The sequence below is a fragment of the Neoaquamicrobium sediminum genome (assembly GCF_040970315.1).
GTDB classification, from domain to species: Bacteria; Pseudomonadota; Alphaproteobacteria; order Rhizobiales; family Rhizobiaceae; genus Aerobium; species Aerobium sediminum.
Map to the genome: position 1 here is coordinate 310,558 of NZ_JAZHFV010000004.1, position 17,930 is coordinate 328,487.

The 17,930-nt window shown below is 61.8% G+C and carries 14 protein-coding genes; 11 read left to right on the top strand and 3 right to left on the bottom strand.

Translation table 11 applies throughout. The features are described from left to right. The first annotated feature begins 9 nt into the window (after positions 1–9). Complete coding sequence (locus tag V1479_RS14695; RefSeq protein WP_368803570.1) at positions 10–420, top strand: hypothetical protein; 411 nt, start codon at positions 10–12, stop codon at positions 418–420. A 21-nt stretch (positions 421–441) separates the two neighbouring features. Here the strand turns inward: V1479_RS14695 and V1479_RS14700 are convergent, their stop codons facing one another. Continuing rightward, positions 442–1,212, bottom strand: a complete 771-nt coding sequence (locus V1479_RS14700; RefSeq protein WP_368803571.1) for a gamma-glutamyl-gamma-aminobutyrate hydrolase family protein — start codon at positions 1,210–1,212, stop codon at positions 442–444. Positions 1,213–1,509: 297 nt separating this feature from the next. Here V1479_RS14700 and V1479_RS14705 point away from each other — a divergent pair, with 297 nt between their 5' ends. Continuing rightward, positions 1,510–2,607, top strand: coding sequence for a TRAP transporter substrate-binding protein (locus V1479_RS14705; protein ID WP_368803572.1), 1,098 nt, complete (start codon positions 1,510–1,512; stop codon positions 2,605–2,607). Positions 2,608–2,681: 74 nt separating this feature from the next. Here V1479_RS14705 and V1479_RS14710 read toward each other — a convergent pair whose 3' ends face one another. Next, positions 2,682–4,073 (bottom strand): TRAP transporter large permease, encoded by a 1,392-nt coding sequence (locus V1479_RS14710; protein ID WP_368803573.1) that lies wholly within the window; start codon positions 4,071–4,073, stop codon positions 2,682–2,684. Continuing rightward, positions 4,073–4,630: a TRAP transporter small permease subunit gene (locus V1479_RS14715; protein ID WP_368803574.1), complete on the bottom strand. Its 558-nt coding sequence runs from the start codon at positions 4,628–4,630 to the stop codon at positions 4,073–4,075. Before V1479_RS14715 ends, V1479_RS14710 begins: the two co-directional genes overlap by 1 nt. A gap of 384 nt (positions 4,631–5,014) precedes the next feature. Between V1479_RS14715 and V1479_RS14720 the strand changes: the two genes are divergently transcribed. The 9 genes from V1479_RS14720 to V1479_RS14760 all read left to right on the top strand — a co-directional run bounded on the left by V1479_RS14720 (position 5,015) and on the right by V1479_RS14760 (position 17,894). Next, positions 5,015–8,494 carry an indolepyruvate ferredoxin oxidoreductase family protein gene (locus V1479_RS14720; RefSeq protein WP_368803575.1) on the top strand — a complete coding sequence of 1,160 codons (3,480 nt, stop codon included), beginning with the start codon at positions 5,015–5,017 and terminating at the stop codon, positions 8,492–8,494. A 106-nt stretch (positions 8,495–8,600) separates the two neighbouring features. Further along, entirely contained in the window at positions 8,601–10,922 is a 2,322-nt protein-coding gene (locus V1479_RS14725; RefSeq protein WP_368803576.1) for a putative bifunctional diguanylate cyclase/phosphodiesterase, read from the top strand. 156 nt (positions 10,923–11,078) lie between these two features. Next, positions 11,079–11,855: an N-acyl amino acid synthase FeeM domain-containing protein gene (locus V1479_RS14730; RefSeq protein WP_368803649.1), complete on the top strand. Its 777-nt coding sequence runs from the start codon at positions 11,079–11,081 to the stop codon at positions 11,853–11,855. A gap of 96 nt (positions 11,856–11,951) precedes the next feature. Continuing rightward, positions 11,952–12,626, top strand: coding sequence for a Crp/Fnr family transcriptional regulator (locus V1479_RS14735; protein ID WP_368803577.1), 675 nt, complete (start codon positions 11,952–11,954; stop codon positions 12,624–12,626). Positions 12,627–12,854: 228 nt separating this feature from the next. Beyond that, the gene (locus tag V1479_RS14740) at positions 12,855–14,834 is read left to right on the top strand and encodes an AMP-binding protein (RefSeq protein ID WP_368803578.1); all 1,980 of its coding nucleotides are present in this window, start codon (positions 12,855–12,857) and stop codon (positions 14,832–14,834) included. Further along, a complete protein-coding gene (locus V1479_RS14745; protein WP_368803579.1) occupies positions 14,831–15,658 on the top strand; it encodes an ABC transporter ATP-binding protein in 828 nt (275 codons plus the stop codon). The genes V1479_RS14740 and V1479_RS14745 overlap by 4 nt, the downstream gene beginning before the upstream one ends. 15 nt (positions 15,659–15,673) lie before the next feature. Further along, a complete protein-coding gene (locus tag V1479_RS14750) occupies positions 15,674–15,817 on the top strand; it encodes a DUF3096 domain-containing protein (protein WP_368803580.1) in 144 nt (47 codons plus the stop codon). A gap of 28 nt (positions 15,818–15,845) precedes the next feature. Then, positions 15,846–16,805 carry a branched-chain amino acid ABC transporter permease gene (locus V1479_RS14755; RefSeq protein WP_173193348.1) on the top strand — a complete coding sequence of 320 codons (960 nt, stop codon included), beginning with the start codon at positions 15,846–15,848 and terminating at the stop codon, positions 16,803–16,805. Positions 16,806–16,817: 12 nt separating this feature from the next. Beyond that, positions 16,818–17,894 carry a branched-chain amino acid ABC transporter permease gene (locus V1479_RS14760; RefSeq protein WP_173193346.1) on the top strand — a complete coding sequence of 359 codons (1,077 nt, stop codon included), beginning with the start codon at positions 16,818–16,820 and terminating at the stop codon, positions 17,892–17,894. Positions 17,895–17,930: the final 36 nt, after the last annotated feature.

The window sequence follows — 17,930 nt, forward strand, 5'->3', positions numbered from 1 at the left end:
GGGATTCCGATGAGCATGACGAAAACCGGCGCGATCCTGTTGATGGCGCTGGGCATCCTGGCGCCAGGGTCCAAGGCCGCGCCTGTCGCGCCGGACATGGACGCCATTACGGGCAGCATTTCCGCCAGGAGCGAGGTTCGCTTCCGCCTTTATGCGGGCGGCGTTGACGACGCCTGCGTGCTTATCGCTGTCGAGGTTCCTGATTTGGAAGACAGGCGGCCGCTGCGCTTTGGTGCGCAATGCCTGGACCTTGGCGGCGACCTGAATGCTGCGCGCTGGTGGCAGGACCGCGATGATGGGTCCATTGCCTTCATGAAGGATGATGGCGGGGTGGTTGCCGAATTTGCCGTAGCAGACGGCGCGGCCTTCGTTTCCTACGCACCGCGCCAGCCGATCATGACGCTGCTCGCGGTGGACTGAGGCCGCAACGCCGGCAGAATTCTATTCCGCTGCAAGCCGCCCCGAAGGATCGGCGGCATGAAGCCGGACTGCGTCGCCGAAAGCGCGGAAGATACGCGCGGAGTTGTCGTCGCTCCTGGCCCAGTATTCCGGATGCCACTGCACGCCGACAGCAAAGGCACGTGCTCCGACGACCGAGACCGCCTCGACCGTTCCGTCCTCTGCCACGGCCTCGACCTGAAGCCGTTCGCCCAGCCGCCCAACTGCCTGACGGTGAACTGAGTTCACCATGATCTCGCCGGCTCCAAACACACCGGCAAGGCAGGTACCCGGCTTGATCGATACCGGCTGGCGGATGGCGAAGCGCTCATCCTGATTGTCGCTCGTGGGCGCGCGGTGATCGAGCATGCCGTCCTGATCCTGGATTTCCGTGGCCAGCGTGCCGCCGAGCGCGACGTTGAGCTCCTGGATGCCCCGGCAGATGGCGAGTAGCGGCACACCGCGCTCGATCGCGAGCCGGATGAGCGGCAGCGTGGTTGCATCGCGTGCCTCGTCATACGGCCCGTTCGCTTCGCTGGCGTCGCCGCCATAGAGCGACGGATGCACATTCGATTTCGAGCCTGTGACCATGACGCCATGCACGGACGACAGAAGCTCGTCCAGATCGAGCCGGTCGCCAAAGGACGGAATCATCATCGGAAGAACGCCCGCCGCTGACAGCGCTGCCTCCAGATATTGCTGGGGAGCTGCATGCCAGGTGTAGTTTTCGAACTGGCGAACGTCGGTTGATACGGCAATTAGCGGTTGGCGCATGGTTGGTTCCGGTTGCCGGAAAGCCGGCTTCTCAAGCTGGAAACTGTCACATACATCTAGCTCCGTTCGTGCGGATTTCCAAGCGTCGCCGACGCCTCGAGCGTACTGCCCGAAAACGTGCAGACGAGCCCGTTGCACAACCGCAAGGCAATCGAACGCCGTTGTTTCGCGCTGCTGGACTTGGCAGTTTGCCCGTGTATTTATACGCGCCGGCTTCGGGGGAGGGCGCACATCATGTGCGATCCGGTTCCGAGTTCCGTATCTTCAAAGATCCGTTCCATATTGGGAGGTTACTTCATGGATCGTCGTTCATTCATCAAGAAGGCCGGCTTTGCCGGAGCCGGCGCTGTCGCCGCTTCCACGCTTGCCGCGCCGGCCATTGCGCAGGGCAATCAGACGTGGCGCATGGTTACTACCTGGCCGAAGAATTTTCCTGGCCTCGGCGTCGGCGCCCAGCGTCTCGGCGACCGTATCACCGCGGCGTCCGGCGGCCGGCTGACCATCCAGGTCTTCGCCGCCGGCGAGATGGTGCCGCCGCTGCAGGCGCTTGACGCAGTTATCGAAGGCTCGGCCGAAATGAGCCATGGTGCTGCCTATTACTGGCAGAACAAGAGCACGGCCCTGTCGTTCTTCACCGGCGTCCCCTACGGCATGACCTCGCGCGAGCTCACCGCCTGGGTCCGCTACATGGGCGGCCAGGAGATATGGGACGAGATCTACGACCAGTTCGGCGTGCAGGGCTTCCTGTCGGGCGATACGGGTACGCAGGCCGGCGGCTGGTTCCGCAACGAGCTTACCGGCGTCGACTCGGTCAAGGGCCTTCGCTTCCGTACGCCGGGCCTCGGTGGCCAGGTCTGGGAGAAGCTTGGCGCATCTGTGACCAACATGGCTGCCGGTGAGATCTTCCAGGCGCTGCAGACCGGTACGCTCGACGCGGCCGAGTTCGTCGGCCCCTACAACGACCTCGCGCTCGGCTTCTACCAGGTCTGCAAGAACTACTACTTCCCGAGCTTCGTGGAGCCGGGTCTGGCGACCGAACTCGTCGTGGACAAGGCCAAGTATCAGGAACTCCCGTCCGACCTGCAGGCAATCATCCGTGACTGTTCGCAGGCGGAATACGACGCGGTTGCCGCCGACTTTGCGGCCAACGATCCGCGCGCGCTGCAGACGCTGGTTAACGACCACGGCGTGCAGGTGCGTCAGTTCCCCGAAGAGATCCTCGAGGCCGGCGCCAATGCGGCCAAGGAGATCATGCAGGGCCTGCTGGATTCCAGCGATGCGCTGACGAAGAAGACCGCCGAGAGCTTCGTCTCTTCGCTCAACATCGTTCGCGAGAAGACGCAGGGTACAGACTCGCTCTTCATCCAGGCTCGCGAGAAGTACTTCAAGATCTAAGCCGTCAACGTATCGGCAAAAAAAGGCCCGGGAGCGATCCCGGGCCTTTTTTGCTGGGCCGTGTGAATGCCGTCCTAGCTGTAAAGCAGGCGCGGCAGCCAAGTCGCGATACCGGGTACCAGGAACATCAGCGCCAGCGCCACGACCTGAAGCAGCACGAAGGGAATGGCGCCGCGGTAGATCATGCCCGTGGTCACGTTGTCGGGTGCAACCCCACGCAGGTAGAACAGGGCGAAGCCGAAAGGCGGTGTCAGGAAGCTCGTCTGCAGGTTCATGCCCACCAGAACGCCGAGCCAGACAGGGTCGACACCGAGGTCGAGGAGGATAGGGGCGGTAATCGGGATCACGATGAAGATGATCTCGAACGTGTCCAGGATGAAGCCGAGCAGGAACATGATCGCCATGACGACGATGACCGCGCCGACAACGCCGCCCGGCAGGTTGGCCAGAAACTCGTGAACCAGATTGTCTCCGCCCATCAGGCGGAAGACGATCGAGAACACCGATGCGCCGAAGAGGATGATGAACACCATCGAGGTGATGGTCGCGGTCGCGATCGCGGCTTCGCGCAATACGCGGAACGACAGCCGCCAGCGCAGGGCGGCCAGAACCATGGCGCCCACGGCGCCGACCGATGCAGCTTCGGTGGGGGTCGCGATGCCGCCGAGGATCGAGCCGAGCACCGCCGCTATGAGCGCGAGCGGCGGAACGAGCGCTACGACGACTTCCCGCGCCAGGTGCTGCTTTTCTTCAGGCGCAACCGGGGTCGCCGGGCAGGACTCCGGTGAGAAAATCGCCTTGAAGACCATCCATAGAAGGTAGAGGCCGACCAGCAAGAGGCCCGGCAGGATGGCGCCGGCAAACAGGTCGCCGACAGAGACCGGCGTCGGGGCAAAATTGCCCTTGGCCATCTGCACCTGGGCGTTGATGCCGGCGAGCATGTCGCCCATGAAGATGAGCACGGTGGACGGCGGGATGATCTGCCCCAGCGTTCCCGAGGCGCAAATGACGCCGCAGGCGAGCTTGGGGTCGTAGCCGGCGCGAAGCATGGCCGGCAGGGAGATGAGACCCATGGTGACAACGGTCGCGCCAACCACGCCGGTCGAAGCCGCCAGAAGCGCGCCGACGATGATGACCGACATGCCCAGCCCGCCGCGCATGTTGCCGAACAGCTTGCCCATGGTGAGCAGAAGCTGCTCCGCAATCTTGGAGCGCTCCAGCATCACGCCCATGAAGATGAACAGCGGAACGGCGACCAGCACCTCGTTGGTCATGAAGCCGATATAACGATTGGCCAGTGCGCCGAAGTTCGATGGGTCGAAGACGCCGAACCACATGCCGACAAGGCCGAACATCAGAGACACGCCGGCAAGCGTGAACGCCACCGGGAAACCGAGCATCAGGAAGCCGATGATTCCAAAGAACATCAGGCCGGCGAAGATCTCGCCGAGAAGGACGAGATCCATCAATGGTTCTCCTGCTGGGTTTCGTAGCGGTAGTCGGCGGGAAGGAGATGATCGTTGCGCGTCAGAACCAGAATAGAGCGCAAGGCCATGGAGATGCCCTGTATCGCGATCACGAAGGCGAAGACCAGGATGAAGCTCTTGAGGATGAAGAGGCCCGGCATGCCGCCGACATTTGCCGAACCTTCATAAAGCCGCCAGGAACGGGCGACGAAGTTCCAGCCATAGGCATAGACGATCCAGGCGAACGGCATCAGGAAGAACACCACGCCGATGAGATCGATCAGCGCTTTTCGTTCGGGACCGGCTGGGCGGTAGAAGATGTCCACGCGAACATGGTCGTTGCGCAGCAAGGCAAAGCCGGCAACGGCCGTGAACATGGCGCCGTTGAGCCAGACATAGAGGTCCTGCATCCACAGATGTGTTGTGGCGAGTGCATAACGCTGGACGACAACGGTGAAGCAGACCAGCACGATGGCAAGCGACAGCCACGAGAAGACGTTGCCGACCACTCGATTTATCGCGTTGATGATCTGGACGATGGCAGCAAGGACTTTCATGGGTTCCGTCTCCGAACCTCGATCCCGTAATGAAGAACATGGTGGTGGCGCAGCACGCGGCGTGCCATCGCAGGCTCCCTTGTGGCACGTCCGGCGGCGATGCCGGAAATGCGTTCCCCTAGACGTTTTTCGTTCTTTTTGACAAGCCTGCGACTACCGTCAGGACACGCGGGCTGGCCATTTTGTCCCGGCGCATTAGCAGGTTGGCGGAGGCTTGGAAAGCAATGTGCCGGGCTTTTCTGTGAAGAGCAGGGTCGGCAAGCGCACTTCCGCTGGCTCAGGCGATTTCGTTTGACGGAGGCTGTTCGGGCAGAAACACTGAAGTGACGGCACGCCACGCTCCGCACTCCGATGCGAGGGCGGCTACCCACGAGGAGGATGTTGATGACGCTGCACGAAGTCGCGCTCGACGACAAATTCGACCTTTCCAAAGAGCGCATCTTCATATCAGGCGCGCAGGCGGTAATCCGCATGCTGATGATGCAGCGCGAGCGGGACCGGCGCGCCGGTCTTTCGACGGCCGGCTTCATCTCGGGTTATCGCGGCTCTCCGCTGGGAGGGCTCGACCAGCAGCTCTGGCGCGCAAAGCAACAGCTCCAGGAATCGGACATCGTGTTCCAGCCGGGCCTGAACGAGGAACTGGCGGCGACTGCGTGCTGGGGCACGCAGCAGACCGAGCTTCTTGGCGAAGGCAAACATGACGGCGTGTTCGCCCTCTGGTACGGCAAGGGGCCGGGCGTCGACCGGACGGGCGACGTGTTCCGGCATGCCAATCTCGCCGGCTCCTCGAAGCATGGCGGTGTGCTGGCGCTGATGGGCGACGACCATACGGCGGAATCGTCGACCAATGCCCACGCGACCGAATTCGCGTTCGTCGATGCCATGGTGCCAATCTTCAATCCGGCGGGTGTGCAGGAGCTGATCGACTACGGCCTCTACGGCTATGCGCTGTCGCGGTTCGCCGGCACCTGGTCGGCGATCAAATGCGTCAAGGACAATATCGAATCGACTGCTTCCGTAGACGTATCGCTCGACCGGCTGAACATCATCTTGCCGGAGATCGACATGCCGGCGGGCGGGCTCAATATTCGCCACGAGCTCGACCAGTTCGCGCAGGAGAGCCGGCTGCACGACTACAAGCGCGCGGCGGCAAGCGCTTTCATTCACGCCAACGGGCTCAACCGTATCGTCTATTCGGGCGGCAAGAACCCGAAGATCGGCATCCTCACCATCGGCAAGAGCTATCTGGACGTCAGGCAGGCGCTCGATGACATTGGCATCGGCGAAGCCGAGGCGAACCGCCTTGGCGTGCGCCTGTTCAAGGTGGCCTGCCCCTGGCCGCTGGACTACGCGCATATCGCGGAATTTGCCCACGGTCTCGAAACGATCGTCGTGGTCGAGGAAAAGCGCTCGCTTCTGGAAACGCAGCTTCGCGAGGACCTATACGACACGGCCAATCGCCCTACCATCGTCGGCAAGAAGGACGAGCGCGGCACCACTCTGTTCCAGGCCGCCGGTGCGCTCGACCCCAACGACATCGCCATCGCGCTGGGCGAGCGCATTCTCAAGACGATCGGCCATTCCGAGGAGATCGCCGCCAAGGTCAGCCGGTTGCGGCAGTTCCAGGCGATGCTGGCCGAAACGAAGGATGTGGCCAGCCGCACGCCCTATTTCTGCTCCGGTTGCCCGCACAATTCGTCGACGAAAGTGCCGGAAGGCTCGATGGCCGCAGCCGGCATCGGCTGCCATTTCATGGCGCTCTGGATGGACCGCTCTACCGTAGGCTTCACGGCCATGGGCGGCGAGGGCGCGCAATGGGTGGGGCAGGCGCCGTTCTCGAAGCGCGGACACATGTTCCAGAACCTTGGCGATGGCACCTACAATCACTCGGGGTCGCTCGCCCTGCGCTTCGCGGTCGCCAGCAACGCCAATGTCACCTACAAGATCCTCTACAACGATGCCGTCGCGATGACGGGCGGGCAACCGCATGAGGGCAATCTTTCGGCGGACATGATCGCCAACCAGGTGCGCGCCGAAGGCGTCGACCGCATTGCCATCGTTACCGACGAGCCGGAAAAATATGCCGGCCGCGCGCAGTTTCCGACCGGCGCAACGATTCATCATCGCGATGATCTCGACGCCGTGCAGCGCGAGCTGCGCGATGTGAAAGGTGTTTCGGTGCTGCTTTACGATCAGACCTGCGCGGCGGAAAAGCGGCGCCGGCGCAAGCGGGGCACGTTTCCGGACCCGGACAAGCGCGTCATCATCAACGAGCTTGTCTGTGAAGGTTGCGGCGATTGCGGTGTCGCTTCCAACTGCGTTTCGGTGCAGCCGGTGGAAACGGAGTTCGGCCGCAAGCGGCGGATCGATCAGTCGTCGTGCAACAAGGATTTTTCCTGCGTCAACGGGTTCTGTCCGTCGTTCGTGACCGTGCATGGCGCGAAGATCCGTAGGGCGGAAGGCGTTGCTGGAAGGGCAAACCCGCTAGACGGTGTCCCCGAGCCGGCACTGTTCACGCTCGGGAAACAGGGGTGGTCTTCGATCATCGACGGTATCGGCGGTACCGGCGTCGTGACCGTAGGGGCGGTGCTCGGCATGGCCGCGCACCTGGAGGGCAAGGGCTGCGGCATGATCGACATGGCGGGACTGGCGCAGAAGGGCGGTGCCGTTTTTTCGCATGTGCGCATCGCCAATGCGCCGGAAGACATTCAGGCCATTCGCGTTTCTGCCGGCAAGGCCGATCTCGTGCTGGGCTGCGATCTGGTCGTTTCCGGCTCCAAAAAGGTTCTGGCGTCCGTGCGCGAAGGCGAGACGATCTTCGTGGCCAACACGGCCGAAGTGATGCCGGGCGACTTTGCCCGATCCGCCGACTTTTCCCTGCCGACCGAACGCGTCAAGAAGGCGATCCGTACCGCTGCCGGTGAAGACAAGGCGCATTTCTTCGACGCTACCAACACCGCGTCCGTGCTTTTCGGCAATTCGCTCGGCGCCAACATGTTCATGCTCGGCTTCGCATATCAGCATGGCGGTTTGCCGCTGTCGGCGGAGGCGGTCGAGAAGGCGATCGAACTCAACGGCCAGGCGGTCGCAATGAATATCGATGCTTTTCGCTGGGGTCGCCGGGCGGCGCACGATCCGGAGTTCGTCAGGGGCCTGGTCGCGTCGTCCCGGAACGCAGCGACCGGGCGGCAGTTGTCCGAGACCCTGGACGAGATCGTCGAACGCCGTGTCGCATTCCTCACCGAGTATCAGAACGCCGCCTACGCAGCGCGTTATTTCGGCGCGGTGCAGGCCATGCGTGAGGCGGAGGAGCGCGCGGTGCCGGGCTCGATCGCCGTCAGCGAGGCCGTTGCGCGCAACCTGTTCAAGTTGATGGCGATCAAGGACGAATACGAAGTCGCGCGGCTTTACACCGATGGCGCGTTCCAGAGGCAGCTTGCGGGCCAGTTCCAGACCTGGGACCGGCTCGAATTTCATCTCGCACCGCCAATTCTTGGACGAAAGGATGCCGATGGGAGGCCGAAGAAGTCGAGCTTCGGACCTTGGATGATGAAAGGCTTTTCCGTTCTCGCGCGCCTGAAGGGCCTGCGCGGCACGGCTCTTGATGTCTTCGGATACACTGGCGAGCGCCGGATGGAACGCCGTCTGCTGAACGAATATGAAGGCGATCTGGAAACGATCAGACAGGCAATGGCGCCGGGCCGGATCGATGCGGCTGCGGCGCTTGCATCGGTGCCGGCCATCATCCGCGGTTACGGTCATGTGAAGCAGGCAAATGCCGACAAGGCTGCCAGTGAACGACAGCGGTTGATCGCTAGACTGAAGACACCCACGTCGGCGGAGGCGCTGAAGGCGGCAGAGTAGTACGATCGCGGCGGCATTTGGCGAAATGCTTGAAGCAGCAGGCCCCGGGTAAGCGCTTTGCCGTATAAGTCTTTCTTAATGCGCGCGTGTCATGAAGAAACACTGCATGACACACGAGATAAACCGAGTGAAGCCCGACCAGGTACCCGGAGACGTGTACGTTCAGTTCGTGCGCTCGTTGTACGACAACGTGCACATGCTTCTGATCGGTGCGTTCTGTCATGCCGTCGTTTCGGGCATGTCCTACCTCAAGACGGGTCACGGCATCTTTTTGTGGATGGCGCTTCTGCTGGCGTCGGTCGGTGTCTGGCGCTATTTCAGCATGCGCCGCGTGGTCAAGCATGCTGTCATCCGCGACTACCAAAGCGCCAAACGCTGTGAGCGCGAATACATCATCCAGGGCAGCATCCAGGGACTTACGCTCGGCAGCTTCTGCTTCATCGCGATTTATCTCTATCCGGATCCCTATGCCGAACTGTCGGCCACGGCCGTCACGATGGGGTCGATGGTCACGGTGGCGGGCCGCAATTACGGCTCGCCGCGGATGGTGGCGATCTTCTCGCTGACCTTCGTGCTTCCGATCGCCGTCGGGCTGCTGATGCGCGCGGATCCGTTCAATGCCGTGCTCGGCCTGCTAATCATTCCGTTCTTTTTCATCATTTCCGGTACCGCGAAGGGCGTGCGGGAAGTGTTGTTCTCCGCCGTCATCGGCCACAGGCGCGCGGACCAAATCGCCCAGCGCTTCGACCGGGCGCTCAACACGATGTCGTCTGGACTGATCATGCTCAGCCCCGAAGGCAAGGTCGTGGTGGCCAATGCGGAAGCCGCCAGCCTGATGGGCGTGCGTAAGCCCGAGAGGCTCCTGGGGCGAACGTTGCGCGGCCTGCTCATGCGCGGCGTGGCGGCGGGCGTGCTGAGCCTCAAGGATTCGCGCTATGCAGAAACGCAGCTCACGCGCGCCTTGCGTGAGGGCAAGGATCGCAAGGTGCTTCTGCGACTGACCGACAGCCGCTACTTCGAATTTTCCGCTCGGGAAGGGTATGACGAACTCGGCGTCATCACTTTCGACGAAGTGACCGCCCGGATCGAGGCCGAAGAGCGCATCCGTTTTATGGCGCGATACGACAGCCTCACCGGACTGCCGAACCGCGCCTATTTCCACGAAGTCGTCTCCGAAGCGGTCGCTGCAGGAAGCCAGGATCGGAAGGTCGCGCTCGCGGTGTTCGATCTAGACGACTTCAAGAGCGTCAACGATACGCTGGGCCATCCGGTCGGCGACGGGCTCATCTATGCGGTTGCCGAGCGCCTGAACCGCTTCGCCGGCGACGATGTCCGGGTCAGCCGCTTCGGTGGCGACGAATTCATGATCTTCTTCAACGACGTTCAGGAGCCAGAGGCGTTCCCGGCACTGCTCGACGAGATATTTTCCAGCCTGAACGGCGATGTGGATGTCGCCGGTCATGCATTACGGATCCAGACAAGTGCCGGCGCGGTTCTGGCCGCGGCCAGGGACGCCGATGTGGATGCAATGATCGTGAAGGCGGATCTGGCGCTCTACAAGGCCAAGGAAAACGGCAAGAACGGATGGCGGCTGTTCGAGGCAGCCATGGATCAGGCGTTCCGCAACCGGCAGGTGATGAAGGCGGATCTGCGCCATGCCGTGGAAACCAGAGGGCTGCGGGTCGTCTATCAGCCAATCGTTTCGATGGAAACGATGCGGATCGCGAGCTGCGAAGCCTTGTGCCGGTGGGACCACCCCGAGATCGGTCCGATCTCGCCCGCGGTTTTCATCCCGCTGGCGGAGGAGATGGGCATCGTCTCCGATATCAGCACCTTCATGCTCGAAGCGGCCACCCTGGAGTGTTCCAGGTGGCCCGACCCGATCAGCGTTTCGGTGAACCTCTCGGCAAAGGATTTCCGCAATGACAGTGTCATTGCCAAAGTGCGCCATGCGCTGGAGAAATCCGGCCTGGCACCGCACCGCCTCGAGATCGAGGTCACCGAAACCGCGCTGCTGGACGACAAGTCGCAGACCGGCACCTATATCGAACAACTGAAGGCGCTGGGTGTGCGTATCGCGCTTGACGATTTCGGCACGGGCTATTCCAGCCTAAGCTATCTGCACACGCTTCCACTCGACAAGGTGAAGATCGATCGCTCCTTCCTTATCGACGTGACCCGCAACCAGCGCTCGCTCGAACTGCTGAAGGGCGTGGTGAACCTGTCACGTCCGCTGGGTCTTGCCGTCACGATCGAAGGGGTCGAGACCTTCGATCAACTGAAGGTGCTGGCTTTGGAAGTGAAGCCCGATCTCGTCCAGGGTTTCCTCTTCGGTTCGGCCTTGACGGCGTCGGGCATCGAAACGATGTCAACAACCACCTGGCCGTTCGCCAGCCAAATCAACGCCGTATCCGCCTCCGGGCGCTAAGCGAACCTTCCTCATTCAATCAACGCGGTAGTGAAGTTAACCCTTTCTTAAGGTTAACTTTCGGTAAACGGGGAGGTTCGGATTTTCGCCTTTACTCACCTCTAGGTTAATGTACCGTTAATTTGGTCGAGTAACGTGACCATTTGCGGGGATATGATGGTGTCACGAGTACCGCTTTCGAATGCGGCGGAGGGTGCGGCCTCTGTTGCGTCGGCGGAAGAATCCAGCTTTTCAAGAAGCGTATCCGCACTGCTTGAGCACATCGAATACCGGCGCTGTGAAAGCGGCGAAGACATCGAGGCGATCTATCGCCTGCGTTACGATGCCTATCTCGCAAGCGGGATGATAACGGGCTCATCGACGCGCATCGTCGAGGACGAGTTCGACGATCTGGCCAACTCCTATCGCTTCGGCATCTTCATCGACGGTGAACTGGCGAGCACGATCCGTGTCCACCACGTCCACCCGCAGATGCCGGTTTCTCCGAGCGTGCAGGTCTTCGGCGATGAACTTAGACCGCGACTGGCCGCGGGCGAGACGTTCATCGATCCAAGCCGCTTTGCCGCGGACAGCGAATTTTCCCGCGCGTTCAAGGCACTGCCCTACGTGACCCTGCGCTTGGCTGTGGCGGCCTGCTCGTACTTCGATGTCGACTATTGCCTGACTGCAATCAAGGAAGAGCATACGGGTTTCTATCGCCGCATATTCGGCTCCGAGCAGACGATGCCTTCGCGGACGTATCCGGGTCTCGTCTGCCCCGTTTACCTGTTCCAGTCGAAATGCTCGGAGAACATGGCGAAGACCATCGAGCGCTTTCCCTTCTTCAAGTCGACCCCGTTCGAACAGAGGATGCTGTTTGCCCGGCCGCCTAAGGGCGAACTCGCCCCGCTGACCATCCTGCCGACCGCGAAATATATGAAGCGCGCCGCCTGACCGGTTCCGGTCCGTTTTTCTTGTCTTTCGGGGAAGGGGCGTTCATAAGCCGTCGCAGATACGGGCGATAGGCGAACTGCCCGCATTCGAGGACATATGAACGCAAGGGAAGACATCGTTCGCGCGGCGATTTGGGCCGGCGAACTGACGGACGACGAGATCGAGCGCGTTCGGCGCGGGGTCGTCGAACGGCAGTTCGCAAAGGGCAGCTATGTCTGCCATCGCGGCGACCGGCTCGATCACTGGACCGGGGTCGTCAGCGGGCTGGTGAAGATCAGCGCCATCTCCCGGGACGGAAAGGCCATGACCTTTGCCGGCGCGACCGACGGAAGCTGGTTTGGCGAGGGATCGGTTCTTAAGGACGAACCACGCAAATACGATGTCGTGGCAATCCGCGACACGCGCATGCTGATGGTGCAGCGCGCCACCTTCATGTGGCTTTACGAGAACAGCAAGGGCTTCAACCGCTATCTGGTCCGCGCGCTCAACGAGCGCATGGGACAGTTTCTCGCGACGATCGAATACGACCGCATTCTCGGGCCTAAGGCGCGCGTGGCGCGCAACCTGTCATGGTTCTTCAACCGCGTTCTGTACCCCAGGGCGGGACCGGCCGTTGAGATCAGCCAGGAGGAACTCGGCCTGCTGGTCGGCGTCTCACGCCAGGTGGTCAACCGCTGCCTGCAGGAGCTTCAGGACGAGGGGCTCCTTAGGGTCGAGCACGGCCGGATCACTCCGATCAACATTCAGGCGCTCACGATATACGACGCGTAAACGCGTCGCGCGGCCACGTCCCACACAATGTTTAAGTGATTTTTGGAAGGGCGAGCTCACACGAGCGCCCAGTCAAAAAGACAATGTGCCGGTCTGTCTGTCAAGGGCATTGTTGCCTGCCGGGGCGATTCGTGAAAACTTCCGACCAAGAAGAGGATTTCCGACAGGCGGGAGGTGCCTGTCGGGCATAAGGGGCGGTTGAACGCTTCTGACGGGAGGAATTGGGTTTTGGCGAAAGCTGCGACCTCGCTTGATACGTTTCCGAAGTATCTGCTGCTCAATGCGGACCGTTTCCGTGAACGCCCTGCCATGCGCCACAAGGATCACGGCATCTGGCAGAGCTGGACCTGGGCGCAGCAGCTTGACGAGGTGCGGGCGTTTGCCGTCGGCCTCGAGGCGATCGGCTTTGCCCGCGGCGACAGGGTCGCCGTGGTCGGGGCGAACCGGCCGCGGCTCTACTGGACCTTTGTCGCGGTTCAATCTCTGGGAGGGGTACCTGTACCGGTCTATGCCGACGCGGTGGCCGAGGAGATGGCCTACGTTCTGGATCATGCCGGCGTGCGCTTCGCGGTGGTCCAGGACCAGGAGCAGGTCGACAAGATCCAGTCCTTCAAGGACAAGATTCCCGCGCTGTCCGAGGTGATCTACGACGAGCCTCGCGGTCTGCTCGATTACCCGCCCGAGGGGCTCCACAGCTTCGCCGACGTTCAGGCAAAGGGACGCGCCGTGCTGGCCGCGGAGCCCGAGCGCGCCCGACGCTGGGAGGAGGACATCCGCAAGGGCAGCGGCGACGATATATCCGTCATGCTCTACACATCTGGAACCACCGGTCGCTCCAAGGGCGTGATGATCAAGGCGGCGGGCGCGGTGCAGGCGGCGTCGGACACAGTCGCCTTCGACCGGATCACCGAGCACGACAGTGTGCTGGCCTACCTGCCGCTGGCATGGGTGGGCGACCACTATCTGAATTACGCGCAAGGTTACGTGGCCGGCTTCTGCATGAACTGTCCGGAAAGCCCGCAGACCGTTCCGCAGGACTTGCGGGAAATCGCGCCATCGTTCTATTTCGCGCCGCCGCGGGTGTTCGAGGGGCTGCTGACCAGCGTGACGATCCGCATGGAGGATGCAGGGCGCTTCAAGAAGTGGATGTTCCGGCACTTCATCGAGGTTGCCCGCAAGCACGGCGAGGCCATCCTGGAAAAGCGCCCGGTGCCGCTTTCCGGCCGGTTGGCCTACGCACTCGGCAACGTGCTGCTCTACGCGCCGCTGCGCAACGTGCTCGGCATGTCCAACATCACGGTTGCCTATACGGCTGGCGAGGCGATCGGCGGCGACCTGTTTTCGTTCTTCCGCTCGCTTGGGATCAACCTCAAGCAGCTCTACGGCCAGACCGAGGCCTTCCTCTACGTGACGGCCCAGCAGGACGGTCAGGTACGAGCCGACACGGTGGGGCCTGCCACGCCAAACGTCGACATCCGCATTTCGGAAAGCGGCGAAGTGCTGTTCCGCTCGCCCGGCCAGTTCTCCGGCTATTACAAGGAGGATGAGAAGACCGCGGAGGTGCTGACACCGGACGGCTTCATCAAGACCGGTGATGCCGGCTTCTTCGACAAGGACGGTCAGCTCAAGATCATCGACCGCGCCAAGGACGTAGGCCGGCTGAACGACGGTTCGCTGTTCGCGCCGAAATATATCGAGAACATGTTGAAGTTCTTCCCGAACATCAAGGAAGCGGTGGCGTTCGGCAACGACCGCGATTTTGCGACCGCTTTCATCAACATCGATCTTCAGGCCGTCGGCGACTGGGCGGAGCGCAACAACATCGCCTATGCGTCCTATCAGGAACTCGCGGGGCACCCACAGGTCTACGAGATGATCGCGCGCAACGTCGACGAGACGAACCGGCGGCTTTCCAAAGAGCCGATGATGGCCGGTGCGCAGATCAAGCGCTTCCTCATCCTGCACAAGGAACTCGACGCCGACGATGGAGAACTGACGCGAACGCAGAAGGTGAGGCGGGCCTTCGTCGACGAACGCTACCGCGAACTTATCGCCGCCTTCTATGACGGCTCGACCGAGAAGTATGTGGAGACGGAAGTCACCTATGAGGACGGTCGCAAGGGCAAGATCAGGGCGACTGTGAAGATCGCCGATGCCACGATGCATGGGTCGCCCCGGCCGCAGGCGGTGAGGGAGGCAGCAGAATGAACGCCCACACCGCCGGAACCCAGTTCATAGCTGCAGACGATGACGGTGTCGCCAAGGGCGATACCCTGCTGGAGGTCAAGAACGTTTCCTTGTCGTTCGGCGGCGTGAAGGCGATCACCAACATCTCCTTCGACGTGAAGAAAGGCGAGATACGGGCGATCATTGGACCCAACGGTGCGGGCAAGACGTCGATGCTGAACGTCATCAACGGCTTCTACACGCCGCAGGAAGGCACCATCACCTTCCGCGGCCAACAGCGCCGGGCGATGAAGCCGCACCACGCCGTGCGCCAGGGCATTGCCCGCACCTTCCAGAACGTCGCGCTTTTCAAGGGTATGACGACGCTGGACAACATCATGGCCGGCCGCTCTGTCCACATGAAGCGCAACATCGGCTGGCAGATGCTGTGGCACGGTCCGGCGCTGGCCGAGGAGATCGAGCATCGCGAGAAGGTCGAGGAGATCATCGACTTCCTTGAGATCGAGCACATCCGTCGCACCCCCGTCGGCAAGCTGCCATACGGATTGCAGAAGCGCGTGGAACTTGGCCGCGCGCTGGCCATGGAGCCCTCCCTGCTGTTGCTCGACGAGCCGATGGCGGGCATGAACCTCGAGGAAAAAGAGGACATGAGCCGGTTCATCATCGACGTGAACCAGCAGCGCGGCACGACGATCGCCCTGATCGAGCATGACATGGGCGTGGTCATGGACCTTTCCGACCGTGTGGTCGTTCTGGACTACGGCAAGAAGATTGCCGACGGAGCGCCAGACGAGGTGAAGAACGACCAGTCGGTCATCGATGCCTATCTCGGCGTAGCCCATTGATGGAAAGGAAACCCGATGGAAAACCTGCCGCTTACGCCGCTGATCTCACTGATCGCGGGCGTCGTCATCCTGATCGTGCCGCGACTGCTCAATTACATCGTCGCGATCTACCTCATCATCATCGGCCTAGTGGGCCTGTTTCCGCAGCTGACGCCGTGACGGGCGGCGCATAGGGGGAAGCCGGAGAATGGAATTTCTGCACTCGATCCTGATCAAGCCCTTCGCGGATATGGCGACCGCGCCCGATTTCCTGCTGCAGGTGCTTTGGGAAGGAACCGTCTCCGGCACCCTCTATGCGCTGATCGCGCTTGGGTTCGTGCTCATCTTCAAGTCGTCGCGCATCTTCAACTTCGCGCAGGGCATCATGGTGGTGTTCGCCGCACTTACCCTTGTCGGCCTGCACGAGAACGGCGTGCCGGCCCTGCTCGCGGTGCCGATAACGCTTGCGGTCATGTATGTGCTGGCAATGAGCATCGAGCGCGTCGTGCTGCGCCCACTGGTGAACCAGCCCGACATCATTCTGTTCATGGCGACGATCGGCATCACGCTGTTCCTGATAGGCTTCGGCGAAATCATCTTCGGTGGTGAAAACAAGCGGATGATCACCGAGGAACTGATGATCCCGACCGGCAGCTTCGAGTTCGAGCCGTTCGGTGGTTTCCTGCTCATCGAGCAGAAGGATGTCACGGCGGTGGTCGGCGCGGTGATCCTCGTGCTGGCGCTGCTGATGTTCCTCAACAAGTCGAAGATGGGGCGCGCGATCCGCGCGCTCGGCGACGATCACCAGGCCGCGCTGTCGGTCGGCATCTCGCTGTCGACCATCTGGGTGCTGGTCTGGTTCATCGCAGGCGTCGTGGCGCTGGTGACCGGCATTGCGTGGGGCGCGCGCGCCGGCGTGTCCTTCGCGCTGGAGGTAATCGCCTACAAGGCGCTGCCGGTGCTGATGCTTGGCGGGCTGGAATCCGTCTCGGGTGCCATTATCGGCGGACTGCTCATCGGCATCCTCGAAAAGCTGTTCGAGATCTATTGGGGACAGCCGCTGCTGGGTGGCAACACCGAGACCTGGTTCGCGTACGTGTTCGCGCTGTTCGTGCTGCTTTTCCGGCCGCAGGGCCTGTTCGGCGAAAAGATCATCGAGCGCGTGTAAGGAAATTTCGTCATGCTTTATCGCGTCGCCGGACAATACAAGACCAGCTACAAGGCCGATTTCGCCCTCTTCCCCGTGCGGCAGGATGCGTGGCTACTCGCCTTCATTCTGGTTCTGGCATTCGTCGTCTTCCCGATGACGGCCAGCGAGTTCGTTTTCCGCACGCTGCTGATCCCGGTGCTGATCTATTCGCTGGCGGCGCTAGGGCTCAACATCCTGACGGGTTATGCAGGGCAGCTCTCGCTGGGGACCGGCGCCTTCATGGGCGTCGGCGCCTATGCCTGCTACAAGCTGATGACGATCTTCCCCGGTCTCAACCTTCTTGCGGCGGTGTTGATGTCGGGGTTCGTCTCGGCGGCGATCGGCGTCGCCTTCGGCCTGCCGTCACTGCGGATCAAGGGGTTCTACCTGGCGATCGCGACGCTTGCCGCGCAGTTCTTCCTTGTATGGTTGTTCCAGAAGTGGGGCTGGCTCTACAACTATTCGGCCTCCGGAGCCATTCAGGTGCCCAATATCAGCATATTGGGCTTCACCTTCGCGGGACCGACCGCGCCGGCCATCAACCAGTATTTCTTCGTCCTGTGCACGGTGACGCTGATAACGTTCGTCGCGATCAACCTCACGCGGGGCCGCATCGGGCGGCAATGGAAGGCCGTGCGCGACATGGACATCGCGGCTGAACTGGTGGGCATCAACCTGATGAAGGCGAAGCTGCTCGCGTTCTTCGTGTCGTCCTACATCATCGGCGTGGCGGGCGCGCTGTTCGTCTTTCTCTGGCGTGGCGCGGCCGAGGCGAACCTGTTCGACATACCGCTGTCTTTCCGTGTCCTGTTCATCGCCATCATCGGCGGCCTTGGCTCTATCCTCGGCAACTATCTCGGGGCGATCCTGATCGTGGCATTGCCGGTTATCATCAGTGGCGTGCCGGCTGCTTTGGGCCTGCCGCTCACACCGGCCACGGTCGATCACCTTAACATCATGATCATCGGCGCTCTCATCATCCTGTTCCTGATCCTGGAGCCGCACGGCCTTGCGCGGCTATGGGCGGTGGCGCGGGAAAAACTCATCATATGGCCGTTCCCGCACTGAGCGGGTTCGAAGTGGAGGAAATCCGGGCAACCGGGT

Coding starts and splice junctions, on each gene's coding strand:
- V1479_RS14755 (WP_173193348.1), top strand. CDS start 15,846: ATGGAATTTCTGCACTCGATCCTGATCAAGCCCTTCGCGGATATGGCG.
- V1479_RS14695 (WP_368803570.1), top strand. CDS start 10: ATGAGCATGACGAAAACCGGCGCGATCCTGTTGATGGCGCTGGGCATC.
- V1479_RS14745 (WP_368803579.1), top strand. CDS start 14,831: ATGAACGCCCACACCGCCGGAACCCAGTTCATAGCTGCAGACGATGAC.
- V1479_RS14750 (WP_368803580.1), top strand. CDS start 15,674: ATGGAAAACCTGCCGCTTACGCCGCTGATCTCACTGATCGCGGGCGTC.
- V1479_RS14700 (WP_368803571.1), bottom strand. CDS start 1,212: ATGCGCCAACCGCTAATTGCCGTATCAACCGACGTTCGCCAGTTCGAA.
- V1479_RS14710 (WP_368803573.1), bottom strand. CDS start 4,073: ATGGATCTCGTCCTTCTCGGCGAGATCTTCGCCGGCCTGATGTTCTTT.
- V1479_RS14715 (WP_368803574.1), bottom strand. CDS start 4,630: ATGAAAGTCCTTGCTGCCATCGTCCAGATCATCAACGCGATAAATCGA.
- V1479_RS14705 (WP_368803572.1), top strand. CDS start 1,510: ATGGATCGTCGTTCATTCATCAAGAAGGCCGGCTTTGCCGGAGCCGGC.
- V1479_RS14730 (WP_368803649.1), top strand. CDS start 11,079: ATGGTGTCACGAGTACCGCTTTCGAATGCGGCGGAGGGTGCGGCCTCT.
- V1479_RS14760 (WP_173193346.1), top strand. CDS start 16,818: ATGCTTTATCGCGTCGCCGGACAATACAAGACCAGCTACAAGGCCGAT.
- V1479_RS14720 (WP_368803575.1), top strand. CDS start 5,015: ATGACGCTGCACGAAGTCGCGCTCGACGACAAATTCGACCTTTCCAAA.
- V1479_RS14735 (WP_368803577.1), top strand. CDS start 11,952: ATGAACGCAAGGGAAGACATCGTTCGCGCGGCGATTTGGGCCGGCGAA.
- V1479_RS14725 (WP_368803576.1), top strand. CDS start 8,601: ATGACACACGAGATAAACCGAGTGAAGCCCGACCAGGTACCCGGAGAC.